Annotated in this window: 22 protein-coding genes and 2 other annotated features; of the genes, 1 reads left to right on the top strand and 21 read right to left on the bottom strand. The window is 43.3% G+C overall.

Annotated features, from left to right (window positions below):
* Nucleotides 1–8: 8 nt before the first annotated feature.
* The 16 genes from rpmA to NST62_RS08020 form a co-directional block, all read right to left on the bottom strand.
* Nucleotides 9–299, bottom strand: a complete 291-nt coding sequence (gene rpmA / locus NST62_RS07945) for a 50S ribosomal protein L27 (protein WP_141602911.1) — start codon at nucleotides 297–299, stop codon at nucleotides 9–11.
* Between the two features lie 5 nt (nucleotides 300–304).
* Complete coding sequence (locus tag NST62_RS07950) at nucleotides 305–661, bottom strand: ribosomal-processing cysteine protease Prp (protein WP_141602882.1); 357 nt, start codon at nucleotides 659–661, stop codon at nucleotides 305–307.
* Between the two features lie 11 nt (nucleotides 662–672).
* Nucleotides 673–981, bottom strand: a complete 309-nt coding sequence (gene rplU, locus NST62_RS07955; RefSeq protein WP_141602883.1) for a 50S ribosomal protein L21 — start codon at nucleotides 979–981, stop codon at nucleotides 673–675.
* 14 nt (nucleotides 982–995) lie between these two features.
* Nucleotides 996–1076: a sequence feature (ribosomal protein L21 leader region), on the bottom strand.
* Between the two features lie 38 nt (nucleotides 1077–1114).
* Complete coding sequence (locus NST62_RS07960) at nucleotides 1115–1753, bottom strand: M50 family metallopeptidase (RefSeq protein ID WP_141602884.1); 639 nt, start codon at nucleotides 1751–1753, stop codon at nucleotides 1115–1117.
* Nucleotides 1726–2289: a M23 family metallopeptidase gene (locus tag NST62_RS07965; RefSeq protein WP_328219735.1), complete on the bottom strand. Its 564-nt coding sequence runs from the start codon at nucleotides 2287–2289 to the stop codon at nucleotides 1726–1728. Before NST62_RS07965 ends, NST62_RS07960 begins: the two co-directional genes overlap by 28 nt.
* Nucleotides 2290–2492: 203 nt before the next feature.
* Nucleotides 2493–3290: a septum site-determining protein MinD gene (gene minD, locus NST62_RS07970; protein ID WP_141602886.1), complete on the bottom strand. Its 798-nt coding sequence runs from the start codon at nucleotides 3288–3290 to the stop codon at nucleotides 2493–2495.
* A gap of 1 nt (nucleotide 3291) precedes the next feature.
* Nucleotides 3292–3957 carry a septum site-determining protein MinC gene (locus NST62_RS07975; protein ID WP_342462800.1) on the bottom strand — a complete coding sequence of 222 codons (666 nt, stop codon included), beginning with the start codon at nucleotides 3955–3957 and terminating at the stop codon, nucleotides 3292–3294.
* A gap of 27 nt (nucleotides 3958–3984) precedes the next feature.
* Nucleotides 3985–4515 (bottom strand): rod shape-determining protein MreD, encoded by a 531-nt coding sequence (mreD, locus tag NST62_RS07980; RefSeq protein WP_342462802.1) that lies wholly within the window; start codon nucleotides 4513–4515, stop codon nucleotides 3985–3987.
* Complete coding sequence (gene mreC, locus NST62_RS07985; RefSeq protein WP_141602889.1) at nucleotides 4515–5429, bottom strand: rod shape-determining protein MreC; 915 nt, start codon at nucleotides 5427–5429, stop codon at nucleotides 4515–4517. The genes mreD and mreC overlap by 1 nt, the downstream gene beginning before the upstream one ends.
* Nucleotides 5430–5440: 11 nt before the next feature.
* Nucleotides 5441–6460: a rod shape-determining protein gene (locus NST62_RS07990; protein WP_141602890.1), complete on the bottom strand. Its 1020-nt coding sequence runs from the start codon at nucleotides 6458–6460 to the stop codon at nucleotides 5441–5443.
* 351 nt (nucleotides 6461–6811) lie between these two features.
* Nucleotides 6812–7510 carry a DNA repair protein RadC gene (gene radC / locus NST62_RS07995; RefSeq protein WP_141602891.1) on the bottom strand — a complete coding sequence of 233 codons (699 nt, stop codon included), beginning with the start codon at nucleotides 7508–7510 and terminating at the stop codon, nucleotides 6812–6814.
* A 14-nt stretch (nucleotides 7511–7524) separates the two neighbouring features.
* Complete coding sequence (locus tag NST62_RS08000; protein WP_141602892.1) at nucleotides 7525–8112, bottom strand: nucleoside triphosphate pyrophosphatase; 588 nt, start codon at nucleotides 8110–8112, stop codon at nucleotides 7525–7527.
* 96 nt (nucleotides 8113–8208) lie between these two features.
* On the bottom strand, nucleotides 8209–8841 hold the full coding sequence (locus NST62_RS08005; protein ID WP_141602893.1) for a hypothetical protein: 633 nt from the start codon (nucleotides 8839–8841) through the stop codon (nucleotides 8209–8211).
* Nucleotides 8842–9003: 162 nt separating this feature from the next.
* Nucleotides 9004–10272, bottom strand: coding sequence for a folylpolyglutamate synthase/dihydrofolate synthase family protein (locus NST62_RS08010; RefSeq protein WP_328215909.1), 1269 nt, complete (start codon nucleotides 10270–10272; stop codon nucleotides 9004–9006).
* Nucleotides 10256–11563 (bottom strand): folylpolyglutamate synthase/dihydrofolate synthase family protein, encoded by a 1308-nt coding sequence (locus NST62_RS08015; RefSeq protein WP_141602895.1) that lies wholly within the window; start codon nucleotides 11561–11563, stop codon nucleotides 10256–10258. The genes NST62_RS08010 and NST62_RS08015 overlap by 17 nt, the downstream gene beginning before the upstream one ends.
* A 212-nt stretch (nucleotides 11564–11775) precedes the next feature.
* On the bottom strand, nucleotides 11776–14424 hold the full coding sequence (locus NST62_RS08020; RefSeq protein WP_328219733.1) for a valine--tRNA ligase: 2649 nt from the start codon (nucleotides 14422–14424) through the stop codon (nucleotides 11776–11778).
* A 54-nt stretch (nucleotides 14425–14478) separates the two neighbouring features.
* Nucleotides 14479–14702 (bottom strand) — a binding site (T-box leader).
* Between the two features lie 77 nt (nucleotides 14703–14779).
* Here NST62_RS08020 and NST62_RS08025 point away from each other — a divergent pair.
* Nucleotides 14780–14989, top strand: a complete 210-nt coding sequence (locus NST62_RS08025; protein WP_141602897.1) for a hypothetical protein — start codon at nucleotides 14780–14782, stop codon at nucleotides 14987–14989.
* Here NST62_RS08025 and NST62_RS08030 read toward each other — a convergent pair.
* From NST62_RS08030 to hemC, 5 genes are all read right to left on the bottom strand, one after another.
* Nucleotides 14982–15863 (bottom strand): hypothetical protein, encoded by an 882-nt coding sequence (locus NST62_RS08030; RefSeq protein ID WP_328215908.1) that lies wholly within the window; start codon nucleotides 15861–15863, stop codon nucleotides 14982–14984. The two genes, NST62_RS08025 and NST62_RS08030, sit on opposite strands and share 8 nt — an antisense overlap.
* 106 nt (nucleotides 15864–15969) lie before the next feature.
* Nucleotides 15970–17259 carry a glutamate-1-semialdehyde 2,1-aminomutase gene (hemL, locus tag NST62_RS08035; protein WP_141602899.1) on the bottom strand — a complete coding sequence of 430 codons (1290 nt, stop codon included), beginning with the start codon at nucleotides 17257–17259 and terminating at the stop codon, nucleotides 15970–15972.
* 1 nt (nucleotide 17260) lies between these two features.
* Nucleotides 17261–18241, bottom strand: a complete 981-nt coding sequence (hemB, locus tag NST62_RS08040; protein ID WP_141602900.1) for a porphobilinogen synthase — start codon at nucleotides 18239–18241, stop codon at nucleotides 17261–17263.
* Nucleotides 18241–18993, bottom strand: coding sequence for a uroporphyrinogen-III synthase (locus NST62_RS08045; RefSeq protein WP_141602901.1), 753 nt, complete (start codon nucleotides 18991–18993; stop codon nucleotides 18241–18243). The genes hemB and NST62_RS08045 overlap by 1 nt, the downstream gene beginning before the upstream one ends.
* Entirely contained in the window at nucleotides 18986–19915 is a 930-nt protein-coding gene (gene hemC, locus NST62_RS08050; protein ID WP_328215907.1) for a hydroxymethylbilane synthase, read from the bottom strand. Before hemC ends, NST62_RS08045 begins: the two co-directional genes overlap by 8 nt.
* Nucleotides 19916–19927: the final 12 nt, after the last annotated feature.

Here is a 19927-nt window from a genome sequence, read left to right on the forward strand (position 1 = left end):
CATTTGAATTATGCTTCCTGTGCAACAGGGTATACACTTACTTTTTTCTTATTGCGTCCCATGCGTTCGAAGCGTACGATACCATCAACTTTTGCATAAAGTGTGTCGTCGCCGCCACGGCCTACGTTCAAACCTGGGTAGATTTTCGTACCGCGTTGACGGTAAAGGATTGAACCGCCGGTAACAAACTGGCCATCCGCACGTTTCGCACCAAGGCGTTTCGCTTCGGAATCACGTCCGTTTTTTGTAGAACCTACCCCTTTTTTGGAAGCAAAAAATTGTAGATCTAATGTTAACAAGTATTTCACTGTGTTCCACCTCCTGCATGCTTGTACTTGATTTGAATATATTGACCGTAATTTTGTACCATTGAATAGACTTGTGCTGTCATCACTTGCACAATCAGCTGCAATTTTTCATCCAATTCAGGATCTATATCCGTCGGCAAGTCCACCTTTAAGTAGCCTCCGCCTTCAGTGGCCTGCTCGATTTTCGGTTCAATATTCAACAGTGCATAGATTGCATTGACCGTCCCGATCGCGATGGTCGATGCACCTGCACAGACCAAATCTTTCCCCGATTCATCGTATTCGGCATGGCCTGAAAATTCAAAAGCAGCTACACGACGGTTTTCGTCGTGATGAATCGTAACTGTGATCATCCGGCCACCTCTTAAGCGTTGATGGATTCAATCACCAATTTTGTATAAGGTTGACGGTGACCTTGTTTACGGCGATAGTTTTTCTTAGGTTTGTATTTGAACACAGTGATTTTTTTGCCTCGGCCTTCTTTAATCACTTTCGCAGTAACAGTGGCACCTTCCACAGTAGGTGTACCAACTTTCACTGTTTCGCCCCCAACGAAAAGAACTTTGTCAAAAGTTACTGTTTCGTTAGGTTCTAACCCTAATTTTTCAACGTAAATTTCTTGTCCAGCTTCAACTTTATACTGTTTACCGCCAGTCTCGATGATTGCGTACATTTCATTGCACCTCCTCTTTGTCTAAGACTCGCCTGCGGAAAGGTGATCAAACAATTGATGCTTTAAAAACCTTCCCAGAGCGGTTGTAGCACAGGTGCTACATAACAAGTGAAATGTTATCATACTAAAAAGTTTAAGTCAATCGATTCATTACATATTTTTCAAAGGCAACCCGATATTTGCGGTATCTCCATTCCTGGATGATATTGATCCATAAAAAGAGGCTCAGCAAAAATAAAAATAAAGTTTTTGGAAGCAAGATAAAGGTAATGATGACCGTTGAGGTAATCAGAATAAAAGAAATGCTTATGAACATTTCATAAACTTTCGCTTTTTTCGAAAAAATCAGGATAAGCGAAAAGACAATTCTTCCGCCGTCAAGGGGCCATACAGGAATCAGATTGATCAGCAGCAAAATCATTTGAATCTTAATGAGCGGCTTGGCCAATAAAGGATCCAAAAAAGGGGCGACCAGCATGCAGCAAACGGTGGCTATGGGACCTCCTAAACTGATCAACAGCTGCTTTTGGGGAGATAAAGCGTATCCTCCCTCCAGCTCAATTTCCCCGCCATAAGGCATGATGACGCAACGCTCCACTTTGACCCCAAGAAGCCAGGCAACAAGAATATGGCCAAATTCATGAATTAGCAATGAAGATAGAATCAAGGCATAATAAGAAACATTACCATACAAAATTAGTCCAAATAAAAGAGGCAAAAATAATGGATGAATCGTCATACGCTTCATGGCCGCATATGCTCTTTCATCCATGTTAATGTTTCTTCCAAATTCAGAATATTCCCATCCTTCTCTACCTGAATATACAAATCTCCCGCCTCTTTCTTGCCGATTATACTTCCCCGTTCTATGGATGTATAAGGAAGCAATGAAAAAGAATCCACGTTTCCATAAGTCACCGTCGTATTGTCTTCGTAATAAACCGAAATCGTTTTCCCTGTATCTTTGTTATAGCCGGTATACACGACGAGACCATGGTCGACGGCGATTAACGGGACCGCTTCTTCATAGGTCAGCAGGTAGCCCTTGTAATATGGTTTAACTTGTACAAAAGTTAATAATTCTTGGTTGATCGGATCTGAAGAAACGGCAATGGTATCCTTTGATTCTTTGTCAAAAATTTCTCTTAAAAGGTTGCGCATAAACGTTAAATCTTCAGAACTGTATACAATTTTTTTCACATCAAACGAAATTTTTCCTGACGAATAAAGATGGTTGCTTACAAGAACGCCCGCACAAAGGAAAAACGCAGCAATCCATTTCCATTTTTTGCCCATACCCTCATCCATTCTCATTTTTCCTTAGTATATGAAGGATAAGAAAATACGATTCTATAAGTTTGAATTTTGAAAATGAGAATGGAAGAAAAATAGAAAAAAAGACTGTTTAAAAGTTCCGTCCGCTTTGCTTGTTCCGTTTTCTCATCGATGTGGCAATGGTTGTCCGATCACAAAGCGTCGAATCTTTTTACAGTCTTTTTCCTGCAAATCTATCATCTTGAAAAAATAGACATTAATTTCTTGAATACCCCTTTATGTTCTTCTTCCAAAGTCATTAATGGCACCGATTCACCCAAAATTCTACGGGCGATGTTTCGATAGCCTAAAGAAGCCTTGTTATTGGGATCCATGACAATCGGTTCCCCTTTATTGGATGAGGCAATGACATCTTCGTTATCAACAATGATTCCCAATAGATCAATGGAAAGATGTGTTGTAATTTCATTAATGTTCATTGCATCCCCCTGATTGATTAAATCTTTTCGGACCCGGTTGATAATCAGTTTAGGGGGATTAATTTCTTCTTTTTCAAGCAAGCCTATCACCCTGTCCGCATCTCTTACTGCGGATATTTCAGGGGTTGTAACAACGATTGCACTATCCGCACCGGCTATCGCATTCCGGTATCCTTGTTCAATGCCCGCAGGACAATCAATTAAAACGTATTCAAATTCCCTTTTTAACTCATTGATCAATTCTTTCATTTGTTCAGGTGTCACGGCATTTTTATCTGTCGTCTGGGCAGCAGGCAACAAATACAACTTATCATCAACACGTTTGTCTTTCACCAAGGCTTGATGAATTTTGCAGCGCCCTTCCACCACATCCACCAAATCATAGATGATACGATTATCCAGACCAAGTACGAGATCCAAATTTCGGAGACCAATGTCAGTATCCACCAGGCATACTTTTTTGCCTTGAAGTGCCAGTGCTGTACCTAGGTTAGCTGCTGTCGTAGTTTTTCCGACTCCGCCTTTACCTGAAGTTATTACAATCGCTTCCCCCACATTAGCTACCTCCTTTAGTGTTGAGTAATGGCCGTATTTTTCGGGCTTCCTGCAACCGGTCATAAGAAATGTTTCCTTCTTTATTTATATATGCAAATAATTGCTCCGCATGTTCTTTTACGATTGGTTTTTCATTCGACATCACTTCAATTACATCAGCAATATAAACATGGGTCGGTTCAAACCAGGAAGCGGCGACAATCGCCTCCCGGTCCCCGCCAATGCCTGCATGTGCAATGCCTTTCAACTTCCCCATTACAAATATATTTCCGCCGGCTTCAATTTTTCCGTTTGGATTTACGTCACCGATCACGATAATATCTCCCGGGGCCTGTATAACTTGTCCTGAACGTACAATGCCTACATATGTATCACATAGATTGCCTTGCATCTTTGCATTGTTTTCATCCACCGTAATGACATTGCTAAGCACTTTCGATACGACCATTTTACCGGGGTGCTCAATGATATTGATCAATTCTTGTTTCTGCTGCTCAAGAAGGTAGCGATAGCCTAAATCGAGAGAGACATTCACTCTGCCGTCAATTCCACCTTCTGATACTTTCCTCTCAAGTTCTTCCACTAAGTCTTGGTAGGCGCACTGGTCATCAAGCCGAAGCACTAAACCGTCCTTTGTCCCCTTCATATGGACAAGCTGTTTTTTCATAAGAGTGACACCTCTCGCCAGATTAAATTAAGAAAGTTCACGAAGCTTTTGCAATACCCGGGCGTCAATTAAATATTTAAATGCCCAACCAAGCATCATTAAATAAATCAAGTTTGCAAAGATTGAAGGAATTAATCGCTTAACGAAAAATTCAGTAAATGCCAAATTCGTAAAGTGAATAATATGATGGAAAAAAATATATAAAACCAATTCCATTAAGGCTACCAGCAATACGGATAAAATTGTTGTAAAAGTCAAGTGTTGGTGGATATATTTGTTGGTCCAATTGGCAAGAAAACACATCAATGGGTACAACACTGTATACAATCCAATAATATCAATGTAAAACACATCATACAAGAGTCCAAAAATCAAACCGTAGGTAGCCGCACGCTTAGGATTGTAATAAATGGAGAGAAAAATTAAATAAAGTATAAGAAAACGGGGCACAAAATAAAAGAGTTCCCCGTTCCATTCAATCGGTGAGAACAAAGCAAACTCGGGCTCCAATAAAAATAATATGATTGCTACAGCCGGAATCATGAAACGGATCCACATCAATCTTCACCCTCGCCTGGTATGCCCGTATTATTTGTCAAGTCTGCATTTGTTCCTTCACCGTCTGCACCATCAATTACTGTTGCACTGCGTTTGGCAATCATCACTTTTTCAAGCATGGAAAAATCGGCTGAAGGCCGTATATAAGCCATTTTTGTCAAGCCGAAATCTTCCGTTGTCACTTCTGAAATTTCGCCGATCAGAATGCCTTTCGGGAAGATTCCCCCTAATCCGGAAGTGACTACTTTATCTCCTTTATTAATTTCCAAACTGGAATCGATGCGTTTCAAAATTAATTCATTACGCTTTTCGTCATATCCTTCAATCAAACCATAAGCGACATTTTTTTCACTTTGAACCATTGCTGACACCCTGAAATTTGGATTATTTGTATATAACAATTCCACTTCAGCCGTAAATGGCGTTACTAAACTCACTTTTCCAATCAATCCGCTTGTCGTCATAACGGCCATGTTTTTCTTAACCCCATGGGAAGACCCCTTATTGATAATGATTTTTTCTTCCCACTGATCGGGATTTCTTGCAATGACCGTGGCACGGATTGGCTCATAATCTCTTAAACTATCTTCATTGTCCAATAGTTTTCGCAACTCTTTATTTTCCGATTTTAAAGTATTCACTTCCGCCTGAAGAGCAGCGAAATCTTCCAATCTCATTTTCAATCGCTGGTTTTCTTCATAAGTATTTAACAGAGATTGGATATCCTGGAAAAGGTTTGTTATATAGTTAGCCGGCTTAGCAACAATGCTTTGTGCTAAGCCAACTGAATCTTTGATAAATTGTTCGGGGAGAGTCGCATTTTGACGATCGCGCAATGAAAAGCTGACCAATGCCACAATCACAATCAAACCAATTAAAATCATGATAATTCTTTTATTGGACAAATGTGGCATCGCTATCCCCCCTATTTTTTCAACTGCTGGGAACGAATTAAATCAATATGTTCCAGCGCTTTTCCAGTACCAATCGCTACACAATCCAATGGATTTTCGGCAATAAACACCGGCATTTTCGTTTCATCGCTGATAACTTTATCAAGATTTCTTAATAGCGCACCTCCGCCGGTAAGTACAATGCCTCTTTCCATCACATCGGCGGAAAGTTCCGGCGGAGTTTTTTCCAATGTTTTCTTCACGCCGTCTATGATGGCGGCAATCGCTTCTTTCAGAGATTCCGAAATTTCGCTTGCTGAAATGACTATCGTTTTTGGCAAGCCCGTCACAAGGTCTCTTCCTCGGATCTCCATCGTTTCGTCCACATCATCGACGCGTGCAGTACCGATTTCCATTTTGATTTGTTCTGCCGTCCGTTCACCAATCGTCAAGTTATATGTTTTGCGGATATAACTGATGATTGCTTGGTCCATCGCATCGCCGGCAATCCGAACCGATTCGCTTGTGACGATGCCGCCCAAAGAGATGACGGCAACTTCCGTCGTTCCTCCCCCGATGTCCACAACCATCGAACCTGTCGGATCCCAAACCGGAAGATCTGCGCCAATGGCGGCAGCAAATGGTTCTTCGATTGTAAAAGCTTCTTTTGCACCGGCTTGGCGGGCCGCATCAATCACCGCCCGTTCTTCGACGGAAGTGATGCCATAAGGTACGCAAATCATGACATTCGGTTTTTTCCATTTTAATCCGGAATTTTTTAATGCTTGTTTCAAATAATATTGAATCATTGCAGTCGTAATGTCAAAATCCGCAATCACCCCATCCTTCATCGGACGAATGGCAACTATGGATCCGGGTGTACGGCCGATCATCTTTTTCGCTTCATTGCCTACCGCAACAATTTCTCCCGTTTTTGTATTTTTCGCCACAACGGATGGCTCGCGTAAAACGATTCCTTTTCCTTTGACAAAAACTAATGTATTCGCTGTGCCAAGGTCAATACCTACGTCTTTATTCCCTAGTCCTAACAAATTTTGTACTCCCTTTCTATTAACTCCTTTATTTCTCTAAGACTGTCCAAAATCATAAATTTTATTATAGCGGATAAAGCCGAAAAATTATAGTGGTGCAAACATTTTTTCCCACTTATTTATGCAGCCCCTACATTTTTCGCATTTATCATTGTATTGCGAAATTGTGAATGAGACAATGAAAAAACCCTTGTTAAATTTTACAATCTTTTTACAAAGCCCGCTTTAATTAAGACGAACATGACGAATTAAGGTTCGCTGAAACGCAAATGTCACGAAAAAAGTCGAAAACCCGGACAATCAGGGCCTTTCGACTTTTTTGAAACCAATATGTCATAGTTGACACTTTTTTTAAATATATCCCTGTTCTTTCAGACTGATATATTGATGATCGCCAATGATGATGTGATCAATCAATTCAATGCCGATAATAAATCCGGCTTCCTGCAGCCTTTTTGTCACTTCGATGTCTTCCGGGCTCGGCGAGGCATTCCCGCTTGGATGATTATGGGCGCAAATGATGGACGCTGCCGAACGCTTTACCGCCTCTCTAAAAATTTCGCGGGGATGGACAATGGAGGAATTCAGGCTGCCGATAAAGATGGTTTGTTTATGAATCACTTGATTTTTCACATTCAAAAACAACGCCACAAAATGTTCTTGCTGCAAAGAAGACATTTCAGGCATCAGAAATGAGGCGGCATCTTTGGGGGATCTGATGGTAAAGCGTGAATCCACCTGCTTCTGGGAGAGCCTCCTGCCCAGTTCGATTGCCGCCAGCAGCTGAACCGCTTTGGCTTGTCCAATCCCTTTTATCGACATGATTTCTTCCAATGTGGCATGTTTTAATTCATGCAATTTTTCGAAGTAATTGATTACCCGGTTGGCTATTGACAACACCGATTCCTGCTTCGTTCCCGTTCTTAACAAAATCGCGATCAGTTCCTGATTCGATAAACTTTGCGGCCCCTGTTTAATAAGCCTTTCCCTCGGACGATCATCCACGTGCAAATCGCGAATCATCAAGTCAGGAAAAGCCCTGACGGACATCCTCCACATACCTCCTATAGTTCGATGATATCAAGTTCCACCAATTTTTCAAACAGGGATGCAATCGGCAATCCGACAACCGTATTGTAATCCCCTTCAATGCGGTCAATGAACAAAGCCCCGCCCGTCTGGATTCCGTAACCACCGGCTTTATCAAAAGGGTCTTTTGTTTCCACGTATTTTTCTATCAATTTTCTAGGAAGGTTTTTAAAATACACGTCCGTTACTTCCACAAAGGATTCCGCTTGCCTGTCTTTTGTGATGATTGCCACGGCCGTCATGACTTGATGGCGATTCGATGAAAGCTTTTCCAGATGCCGTATCGCTTCTTCCGGCGTTTTTGGTTTATGAAGAAGCTCATTGTTGAAAACAACAATCGTATCCGCGCCAATAACCGTTTTACCCGGGCAATTCGTTGCCACATCTTTCGTCTTTAACAGAGCCACTTTTTGAACATAGTCTTTAAAATCCGATGCATGCACACCGGTTTCTTCAACGCTGCTCGGAATCACCTCAAAAGGGACTCCCAGCTTTGAAAACAGTTCCTTTCTTCTTGGTGAGGCTGACGCTAAAACGAGTTGATGTTTTGTTTTAAATTTCATTTCCATTCCTCCTATAATCATAATATAGCCGAGGAATGGCATTTTGAAAAACTCATCGAACTATAGGAAATTTAAAATTTGACCCTTTTTTGGGGATTAAAATTTAATTTTCAAACAGTCATTTTCAGTAAAATAATGGGCCAACAGATGCATCCGGACAACCGACAAATCGTTTGAGATGCTTGATAATGCAAAGGTGATCGACTCCCAATCCGGAGGCAGGTCGCCCATTTTTTTGCCCCCCTCAAAATTTAATTTTAGAGAATCGTCATTTTTCAGCAAGGACGGGAGGTTTTTTAAAGCCGGCTTTTTGCACCCTTCCGCTGACAGCGTAAAAGGTTTTACAAAGGATGGCGGATCCTCCGTTAAAACGATGTCATCTTTGGAGGTCGCGACGCCTGACCATACATAAAAATTACCGTCGATTTCAACGACAGCGCTTGTATTTAAACTGGAATGGCCGTAAACAAATTCCGACGCTTTCTCAAAAGTGGAAAAAACTCCGTGCTGCTTCGCATAAAATTGCTCGGAGTATTCATTCTCCTTTTTCTCTTCCGTTTGCTGGGAACTTACGGGAATCAATTCATTTTGCTGCTTCTCTTCAGTGTAAGTGGAATTCATGGAATTCAATATAATCATAAATACTAGAACACCGACCAGTCCCGTAATAGAACCCGATAGAGCTGCCCTGATCATTTCTTTCCGGCCAATGATATGAGGAAACTTCATCGAATCACCCTTTTCGATATACAAATCCGGACATTTCCGATGGCCGAACCATGTCCACATTATTTCATATGTTTCATTGTTATTGAAAATGATAATCCAAATAGATGAATTCGTTAGAAAAGGGTGAAACTACTGCTATGCAATTCAATGCATGAATCTATTTCATTCAGCTAATGCCGATGAAGATATTAATTGATTCCGGATTTCCGCAAGCAAATAAAGTGAGCCGGTGACAATCGTTACTCCATCAAAATGTGCGCTTGATTGGATAAAAGATGCGCAATTTTCCACTATTTCTTTTTTCTTCGCTCTTGAAAGTTGCATTAGATCCTTTGCTTTTGCGGCACGGGGATTTTCAAAATCGACAAAGTAAAACTCATCGCTGACGGTTTCCAGCAAACGCAGCACATTTTCAATGTCCTTATCCCTCACCATGCCGATGACAAATCGTATGGTTTCGTTTGGAAATTGCTGCTTGATGGTTTCAACAAGTTTCCCGATGCTTGCGGGATTATGGGCTCCGTCAAAATACACCTTCGGAAACACTTGTTCAAAGCGGCCGGCGAGGCTTGTCTTTTCCACCGCCTTTCGGATGGAATCAACATTTGCATTCAACCGGAGATTTTCAACTACTTCCAAAAAGGCGGTAATTGCCAAAGCCATGTTGATCCGTTGGTGAGCCCCAGCCATTTTTCTTGTCAGCCGATCAATTGCCACATCTGCTTTCAAATAGATATATTCTTCCCCCTCCCTGCCTGGATGGACATAAAAATCTTTCCCATAAACGGATAAAGGGGAATTTTCCAAGGCTGCCTTCCTTTTTATGACGGATAGGGCCTCCTCCTGCAAACTGCCGATGATCGCAGGTTTTCCTTTCTTAATGATTCCGGCTTTATGATGGGCAATTTGTTCAAGGGTATCGCCCAAAATGTTTGTATGGTCAAAATCAATGCTTGTAATGATGGAAACAAGCGGATCGACGACATTTGTGCTATCTTCCAATCCGCCCAGACCCGTTTCAAGGAGAACCAAATCCGTTTGTTCATTGGCAAAATGCAGGAATGCCGCGCAAGTAAGGAGCTCAAAATCCGTCAACAATCCGCTTATTCCCGCATTCTTCATTGTTTCGAACACCCGGTCCATTTCTTTTCGGCTAATCGGATGCAGATTTACTTGAATTTGGTCATGGACGTCCACGATACACGGTGAAGTGAATTTTCCGACCGAAAGCCCGTGATGAAGGGCCATTTGCTCCAAAAAAGCGATGGTGGAACCTTTTCCGTTGGTTCCCGCCACGTGTACCACCCTTAGTTTTTCATGGGGATTATTTAAAAGGGCCAATGCCCTGGTCATTCCTTCAAGGCCCGGCTTGATGGCGGGATCGCTTTGGATACCCCATCTTTCCTTATATTGGTCAAAATTTATAATCATAGGCTTCTTCCTTCGCTTTTAAAAATTTCCGCACTTCTGCGATGAAAAAGATCGAACCTGTGACAACCAGCAGTTCATCTTCCTGGAGACCGGACATCTCTTGTTCCACGACCGCTTTCCAGTCTTTGTTTACCGCTTTGTCAGGATGTCCCGAGCAATGTGCCAATTCCTCCGCCTTCGCAGCCCTTGGAACCGGAAGTTCCGTAAAATAAACCGCATGGGCCACTTTGTCGATCATCGCAATGCTTTTATGATAATCTTTGTCCTCCATGACTGAATAAATAAATTTATATTTTTTATCCGGATATTGGCGTTTTAGCGTATGAATCAACGCTTCAGTTCCTTCCGGATTATGGGAGCCGTCCAGGATGATTTGGCTGCCCACCCGTTCAAAACGCCCCGGCCAAAAAGCTTTTTCCAAAGCCGTTTGGATGATTTTATCCGTAATGCCGGCAAAGCCGATGCTCCTCAATATGGTCGCCGCGGTTATTGCGCAGCCCGCATTGGCGATTTGATGCGCCCCCATCATTTTTAGAGTAATGTTTAAATGGACATTCCCCAAATGGTAGGCAAAATTTTGTTTCCTTTCATCCGTTTGTATGTCCGAAACAAAGAAATCTTCCCCGTAAAGGAAAAGGGGTGCATGTTGCTGCCGGGCTTCCCGGCAGATGACTTCCAATGCCTCCTTGTTCGCAACCGCCGTTATGACAGGGACATTTCTTTTAATGATTCCCGCTTTTTGATAAGCGATTTCTTTGTAAGAATTTCCAAGAATATGGGTATGATCAAGGGAAACCGTTGTAATGATGGAACAGAGGGGAGAGATGACATTCGTGCAATCAAAACGTCCGCCGATTCCCGCTTCGATCAATGCAATATCCACTTGCTCCTCGGCAAAATACTGAAATGCAATGAGCGTCATCAATTCAAAAAAGTTCGGATAGTCCCCATCAAGTTCCTCTTCAATAACGCGGAACAATCGGTTGGCCAATGCCAAAAATCTCCCGTCAGAAATTTCCGACCCGTTGATGGAAATCCGTTCGTTGACCCGTTCCAAATGGGGTGATGTAAAGGCTCCCACTTTATATCCCGCGGTTTGCAAAATTTCCCTCAAATAATTTACTGTGGAACCTTTTCCGTTGGAGCCTGCGATATGTATAAAAGGCACCTTTTCATGGGGATTCTTGAGCAAAGGCAAAATGGCATTCATGGCCCGAAAAGGTTCGCCTTTATGTTTCTCAGCCCTTAAACGGTACATAAAGTTTGTGCAATCTTCCATTGATGTGAACAAAATGAATTCGCCTCCTAACTTCCACTTTATTTTACTCCAAATGAAACGGGGTATCATCATTTTGGCATGATCCATATTGGATTGCATTATCGTTTCAGTTATCACCTTCTTTTGTGAGAATAGCCCCAGGCCTTAAAAAATATAATCCCGTCCATAAAAAAATCCGCTCCAAACCATTCATCGGTCTGAGCGGATCTTCCGTCAAATTTTAATTATTTCATCTGTTTCAATTCATCCAGCCGTTTTTTCACTGTATCGTATTTTTCCTGATAGTCCTTTAATTTCTCCCTTTCCTTGGCAACCAAAGCTTCAGGCGCTTTTTTCACGAAATTCTCATTGGATAGTTTGCCGGTTACTAATTTTACTTCCTTCGCCCACTTATCCAACTCTTTTTCAAGACGGGCAATTTCTTCATCCAAGTCGATCAATCCGGCAAGCGGCAAGAATAATTCGGCGCCCGTCACCACGGCTGTCATAGCTTTATCAGGCGTTTCGATTTGTTCGCCGATTACCAATGGTTCCGGATTGCAGAATCTTTCGAGGTAAGCTTTATTTTCTTCCAGGATTTTTACTGTATCCGCATCTTTCGCTTTGATATACAGCGGCACTTTTTTGCTGATTGGCGTATTCACTTCTGCACGGATATTACGCACGGAACGTATAATGTCCATGAGAAGCTTCATATGTTTGGACTCTTCTTTGAAATTGAATTCCGGTCTTACTTTCGGCCATTCGGCAACCGTAATGGATTCTCCTTTGTGAGGAAGATGTTGCCAAATTTCTTCCGTGATGAACGGCATCATTGGATGAAGCAGGCGCATCGTATTGTCAAGCACATAAGCCAACACGGAACGGGTTGTCAGTTTAGCGGCTTCATCATCGCCATACAACGGAAGCTTCGCCATTTCAATGTACCAGGAGCAGAAGTCATCCCAGATGAAGTTATACAATTCCCGGCCCACTTCGCCGAATTCATAACGTTCCGCCAAATCCGTTACTTTCTCGATCGTTTCGTTCAAGCGTGTTAAAATCCATTTGTCGCTTACGTTCAGTTCACCAGTCAAATCGATTTCTTCGTATTTTAAACCGTTCATGTTCATAAGGGCAAAACGGGATGCATTCCAAATTTTATTGGCGAAATTCCAAACGGCTTCCACTTTTTCATTTGTATAGCGAATGTCCTGGCCAGGCGAGGAACCTGTTGCAAGGAAGTATCGCAAGGAATCGGCACCGTATTTTTCGATGACATCCATCGGATCGACGCCGTTTCCAAGGGATTTGCTCATTTTGCGTCCTTCGCCGTCGCGCACCAGACCGTGGATGAGCACATCTTTGAACGGACGTTTGCCGGTAAATTCGATGGCTTGGAAAATCATGCGTGCCACCCAGAAGAAGATGATGTCATAGCCCGTTACAAGGGTGTCTGTCGGATAATAGCGTTTATACAATTCATTTTCTGTGTCCGGCCAGCCCATTGTGGAGAACGGCCATAGGGCACTGGAGAACCAAGTATCCAACACATCCGGATCTTGCGTCCAATTTTCCGCATCTTTCGGCGGTTCTTTTCCTACGTAAATTTCGCCTGTTTCATTATGATACCAGGCAGGAATTTGATGGCCCCACCAAAGCTGACGGGAAATGCACCAGTCCCGGATGTTTTCCAGCCAATGAAGATAAGTATTTTCGAAACGCGGCGGAACAAAATTCACTTTATTCGCTTCATCTTCTTGCAATTTTAATGCAGCTTCCGCAAGAGGCTTCATTTTCACGAACCATTGTTTTGATAAAAACGGCTCTACGATGGCGCCAGTCCGCTCTGAATGCCCAACGGAATGCACATGTTCTTCGATTTTGATCAACAAGCCCTGTTCCTTTAAGTCCTCCACGATTTGTTTGCGGCATTCGAAGCGGTCCAAACCTTGATATTTGCCCGCATTTTCATTCATTGTGCCGTCTTCGTTCATCACTAAAATCCGTTCCAAATTGTGGCGGTTGCCCACTTCAAAGTCGTTCGGGTCATGGGCAGGCGTAATTTTCACTACACCCGTACCGAATTCCATATCGACATATTCATCGGCAATCACCGGAATTTCACGATTGACAATCGGTAAGATCACCTTTTTGCCGATGTATTGTTTATAACGGTCATCGTCAGGGTGAACGGCAACGGCCGTGTCTCCAAGCATCGTTTCTGGGCGTGTCGTCGCCACTTCCAAATAGCCTGAACCGTCCGCAAGCGGATATTTCATATGATAGAAAGCGCCCGGAATTTCTTTATAGATGACCTCGATATCCGATAATGCCGTTTTGGCCACCGGGTCCCAGTTAATGATGCGCTCGCCGCGGTAGATTAGTCCTTTTTCATACAGTCTCACGAACACTTCTTTTACTGCATCGGATAATCCTTCATCCAACGTGAAACGCTCTTTTGTATAGTCAAGAGACAATCCCAATTTCGCCCATTGTTCACGGATATGGCTTGCATATTCTTCCTTCCATTCCCATGTCTTTTCGAGAAACTTTTCGCGGCCAAGATCGTAACGTGTTTTCCCTTCTTCCCGGAGTTTTGCTTCCACTTTTGCCTGTGTGGCAATACCTGCATGGTCCATGCCCGGCAGCCAAAAAGCGTCATACCCTTGCATGCGTTTCATCCGGATAATGATGTCTTGCAATGTGGTATCCCAGGCATGGCCGAGATGAAGCTTCCCTGTTACGTTTGGAGGCGGAATTACAATCGTATACGGCTTCTTGCCGCTGTCAGGCTGCGCCTCAAAAAACTTCCCTTCCAGCCACCATTTGTAACGGCCATGTTCGACAGCTTTCGGATCATATTTTGTCGGCATTGATATGTTTTCTGTCATGAACGTTCCTCCTTTAATTGATACGATTTTGACAAAATAAAAAACTCCTTATCCGAAAAGGACGAAGGAGTTTTCGCGGTACCACCTTTTTTCCATTTAGACAAAAGACGTCTAAACAGCTCTCATTCCGATAACGGTGTTTAACCGGCTTTTACTACTTCATTCATAAAAGCTGCTCCATGGCTACCTTCAAATGAGTGCATGCGGAAACTTCTCAGCTGCCGTTTCCTCTCTGTAGCATGCAACATCATTTTACTCTTCCAGTTCATCGCATCAATATATGCAATTGCTTAAATCATTTTATAAGATTTATCAGCAGTTTTCAAGTTCGAAGGAAATGAAAGGAGTGATTTCCATGTCATTATTAAAAAAAAGAAGAAGAAGTTACAATCCTTGGTTATTGCCTCCTTGGCTCCGAAAAGTCCGCTTCTACGCAAAACATATATGCATACCGATTACAGTGTTCCACGCCATCCACACACTCTTTGTTCCAACGACGGGCGACGTGCTGCTATTGTTTTTTCTTGCCCTGATCTGTTGGCTATTGTGGACCGATCTTATCTGAATTTTAATATACTGAATGATTCCGAAAGCTCGTTATAAAAATCATCCGTATCGGAAGGCGACTTAAATCTGTCATCAATATGCAGCTTATTGGAGGATTCATTTACCTGTTGTTTTACTTGTTGTTCCTCCTCTTTGCGGATCTTTTTCGCCTCTTCTACAAAGTTGTACGTTTGAACTGCTTCTTCTTTCTTTGATGCTTCTTTATGATCCGTTTCATTCAACGGCTTTTTGAACCTTTCAAAGTTTGTCAATGATTCATCTTCCAACAAATGCAGCGTTTCTGACGTTTGCCCTTTTTCCCTTTCTTCGTTCACCAGACGATGTTCCAACGTGGCCGGCGGCTGATCCGTCTTCGAAGTTTCCAAAACCTCTCCCGTATTTGTGGCAACAACAGCCACTCTTTCTGCTGTTTTTTCTGCCGCACTTTCAGCCGCTTCCTCTTCGGATTCCACTTGAAACAACGCGCCCGCCACCGGCTCATCAAAAGTACAATTCACTTCCCATTTGAATGTGCAGCTTGATCCATCGTATACAAAGAAGGAAATATCATCAATAATCAATTCCGGTTTGCAGTCTTTTGCAACTTTTTCACGCGGCAAATCAACTTCCAAAGGCATTGCATATTCGAAATATCCTTCATCGCCTTTTAAATCCAAATGTTCGATTAAAGTACCTTCACTGAAGGTCGGTTTGATTGCAGGGTTAAATCTTACGGTTGCCTTGATATGATAAATGCCCGTTAAACGAATGGAGTCTTCTGTTTCAGATTGCTGCCAACGGGGGATGACTTGGACCGACACGACTTCTTCTACAATTCCATATTCTTTTGAAAAGATAAATTGCGTCATCATTTCCCAATCAATTTTTGCCATATGATTCCCTCCCGTACTACTCTATGCACGGGAAACGGAAGTATGATAAAAATTCGGCCATAAAACGAGCGGCTTTTCCCATCAGAAGGAAAAGCCGCTCATATTATTAACGGGCCAATTTGGCAAATACTTTGTGGAATGCGTCAATCGTTTTTTCGATATGTTCTTCCGTATGTGCAGTAGAAATAAACAATCCTTCAAATTGGGACGGCGGCAAGTAGATGCCTTCTTCAAGCATGAGGCGATGATATTTGGCAAACAGTTCCAAATCGGAAGTTTGGGCAGTTTTAAAATCAACCACATCCTCATTTGTCAAGAAGAGCCCGATCATGCTGCCTGCTCGGTTGACAGTATGCGGGATATTGTATTTCGTTGCCGCTTCACGAATACCCTCTTCAAGCATGTCGCCCAACTTTTTAAAATATTCATACGTCTCAGGAGTTAAACGGGATAATGTTTCAATCCCTGCGGTCATCGCCAATGGGTTTCCTGATAATGTTCCTGCCTGGTAGACAGGTCCGCTTGGCGCAACCTTTTCCATGATTTCCCGTTTTCCTGCAAAGGCGCCTACTGGCAGGCCGCCGCCCACCACTTTGCCCAGGCAGGTCAAATCCGGTTCAATGCCATAATAGCCTTGGGCGCAATTGTAATCCACCCGGAAGCCTGTCATCACTTCATCAAAAATCAGCAATGCACCATATTGTTTTGTAATTTCTCTTAACCCTTCCAAAAATCCCGGTTTCGGAGGAACAACCCCCATGTTTCCTGCTACCGGTTCCACAATCACCGCGGCAATCTTGTCCCCTAATTTTTCAAAAGTTGCTTTTACCGCTTCCAAATCATTGTAAGGGACAGTTGTTGTATTTCTTGCGACATCCGCCGGCACCCCCGGGCTGTCCGGCAAACCAAGGGTGGCAACACCGGATCCCGCTTTAATCAATAATGAATCTCCATGGCCATGATAAGAACCTTCAAATTTCATAATAATGTCACGGCCGGTGTAGCCACGTGCAAGACGGAGGGCCGCCATTGTCGCTTCCGTTCCGGATGAAACGAAACGGACCATTTCCACCGAAGGAACCCGGTCAATCACGATTTGGGCAAGTTTGTTTTCCAATAATGTCGGAGCTCCAAAGGAACTGCCTTTTGCTGCCTGCTCCTGGATCGCTTTTACCACATCCGGATGGGCATGTCCCAAAATCAGCGGTCCCCAGCTTAAGACATAATCGATATACTCATTGCCGTCAATATCGCGAATCATGGCGCCTTGCCCTGACTCAATGAAAATCGGATCGCCATTGACGGATTTGAATGCGCGGACAGGGCTGTTCACCCCACCAGGCATCAGGTTTACAGCTTCTTGAAAAGCTTTGATTGATTTTTCATACGTACGCATCTTACTTCTCCTCCAACCATCGAGCTACGTCTTTCGCATGATAAGTAATGATCAAGTCGGCGCCGGCGCGCTTCATTCCAACCAATGTTTCCAGAACAACCGCTTTTTCATCGATCCAGCCGTTTTGCGCCGCCGCTTTTACCATCGAATATTCACCTGAGACATTATAAGCAACCACAGGAACGGGATAACGGTTTTTCACATCTCGAATAATATCCAAGTAAGCCAAAGCAGGTTTTACAATTAAGAAATCCGCCCCTTCTTCAATGTCGGATTCCGCTTCACGGAACGCTTCCAGACGGTTGGCCGGATCCATTTGATACGTTTTGCGGTCGCCGAATTTCGGAGCTCCTTCCGCCGCATCACGGAATGGGCCATAGTAGCTGGAAGCATATTTTACGGCATAGGACATGATTGGCACATCCTGGAATCCCGCTTCGTCCAAAGCTTTGCGAATCGCAATGACAAACCCATCCATCATATTGGAAGGGGCGATGATGTCCGCTCCGGCTTTTGCCTGGGAAACAGCTGTCCGGGCTAACAGGTCAAGGGACGGATCATTTAATATTTTATCCCCCTCCACTACACCGCAATGGCCATGGCTTGTATATTCGCAAAGACAAGTATCTGCAATCACCATTAAATCAGGATAACGTTCTTTGATTTGGCGGGTCGCTTTTTGCACGATGCCATGATCGTGGAATGCGCCTGTTCCCTGAGCATCTTTCTCGGCAGGAATGCCGAATAAAATGACGGCAGGAATGCCTAACGAAACCACTTCGTCAATTTCCGCATCCAAATTGTCCAAAGAAAGCTGATACACACCGGGCATTGAGTTTACCGGGTTTTTAATATTTTCCCCTTCAATGACAAAGATCGGATAAATTAAATCTTCCTTGTGCAAATGGTTTTCTCTTACCATGGATCGGATTGTGGCGTTTGCGCGAAGTCTGCGGTGTCTTCTGAATTCTAATTGTGACATTACATTTCCTCTCCTTTTGTGATCGCTTCAATAACAGACTGCATTGTATATTTTTTTGGAAAATATGTAACATGGGCCCCATATTTTTCAACGGCCCCTTTTGTAATATGGCCGATGCAGGCGATTTTTGCCCGACTCCAGCCCACGATCGGCGCTGCATATTTGTTGAAACAATCAACAGCTGATGGACTTGCAAAAACAATGATCGGCTGTTTGCTGTTTCGTATTGCGCCGATTAAGGTTTCAATGGATTCTTTATTTTCAATCGTTGTATAAACCGTCCATTCATCAATTGGAAAAGGAAGCCCTTTCCTTAATGTGTCCTTTGCCAATTCTCCCCGTATGAATAAACACTTCGGGGAATGGCCGCTGACGGAAGGAAATTCCTGTACAAAAGTGTCGGCGCTGAAAACGGACGGCGTAAAATGAACAGAAAATCCGTACCGTTTTAACAATTCGGCAGTTTTTTCACCTACAGCTGCAATTTTACTAGAAATCTGCGACAAAGGAAATTGATGCCGCACCAGCTTTTTCCAAAAAAACTCCACGCCATTTTGGCTTGTAAAAATCAGCCAGTCATATGTCCGGCAAAGAGTCAACCGTTCCAAATCGTCTTCCTGAATCACTTCCACGGTTTTAATGAGCGGACACACGACCGCTTCGCCGCCAAGCCGTTGGATTTGATCGATAATTGATTGCGTCTTTTTGGTGCCGGTCAATAAGATGGTTTTCCCTTCCAATGGCTTATGCATTTTCTTCCGCCTTCACTCTTTCAATTAAATCATAAGCCCCTTGTTCTGTTAAGATTCGGGCGAGTTTTCTTCCTGTTTCTTCCGGATCCGTACCCTTCACGGTTTCTTTATAACAAATTGAACCATCCGGAGATGCCACAAGGCCTGTCATCGTAATTTCATTCCCATTTACCGTCGCATAGCCGGCAATCGGCACCTGACAGCCGCCGTCCATCGCCGCTAAAAAGGCCCGCTCGGCAATCACCGCTTGTTTTGTATGTTCATCCGTCAATTTTGCAAGTTCTGTCAACAGTTCATCATCATCCGAGCGGCACTCGATTCCCAGCGCACCCTGGGCCACAGCCGGCAAGCAAATGTCCACATCCAAATATTCTGTCACCACATCCCTTGACCAACCCATCCGGTTTAAACCGGCAGCCGCAAGAATAATGGCGTCGAAACCTTCTGTCTCCAACTTTTTCAAACGGGTATCGATGTTTCCACGGATCCATTTAATTTCAAGATCGGGACGCACTTGCAATAGTTGCGCACTGCGCCGCAAAGAACTTGTCCCGACAACGGCCCCCTCCGGCAAATCGTTAAATTTCACATGATTTTTTGAAATGAGCGCATCCCTTGGATCTTCCCTCTTTGGAATGCAGCCGATCGTCAATCCTTCCGGCAGTATGGCCGGCATGTCTTTCATCGAGTGGACTGCAAAATCGATTTCTTTATCGAGCAAAGCTTTTTCGATCTCTTTGACAAAAAGCCCTTTTCCGCCGACTTTTGACAATTGGACATCCAGGATCCGGTCGCCTTTTGTCACAATTTCTTTGATTTCAAATTCAAAAGGCATGCCCGCTTTTTTGCATTCATTGATAAACCATTTTGTTTGAGTAAGGGCTAATTTACTTCTGCGTGAACCTACCACAATTTTTCTCATGATGAACCTACC

Origin of the sequence: Ureibacillus sp. FSL K6-8385 (genome assembly GCF_038593155.1) — a bacterium.
Taxonomy (GTDB): domain Bacteria; phylum Bacillota; class Bacilli; order Bacillales_A; family Planococcaceae; genus Ureibacillus; species Ureibacillus terrenus.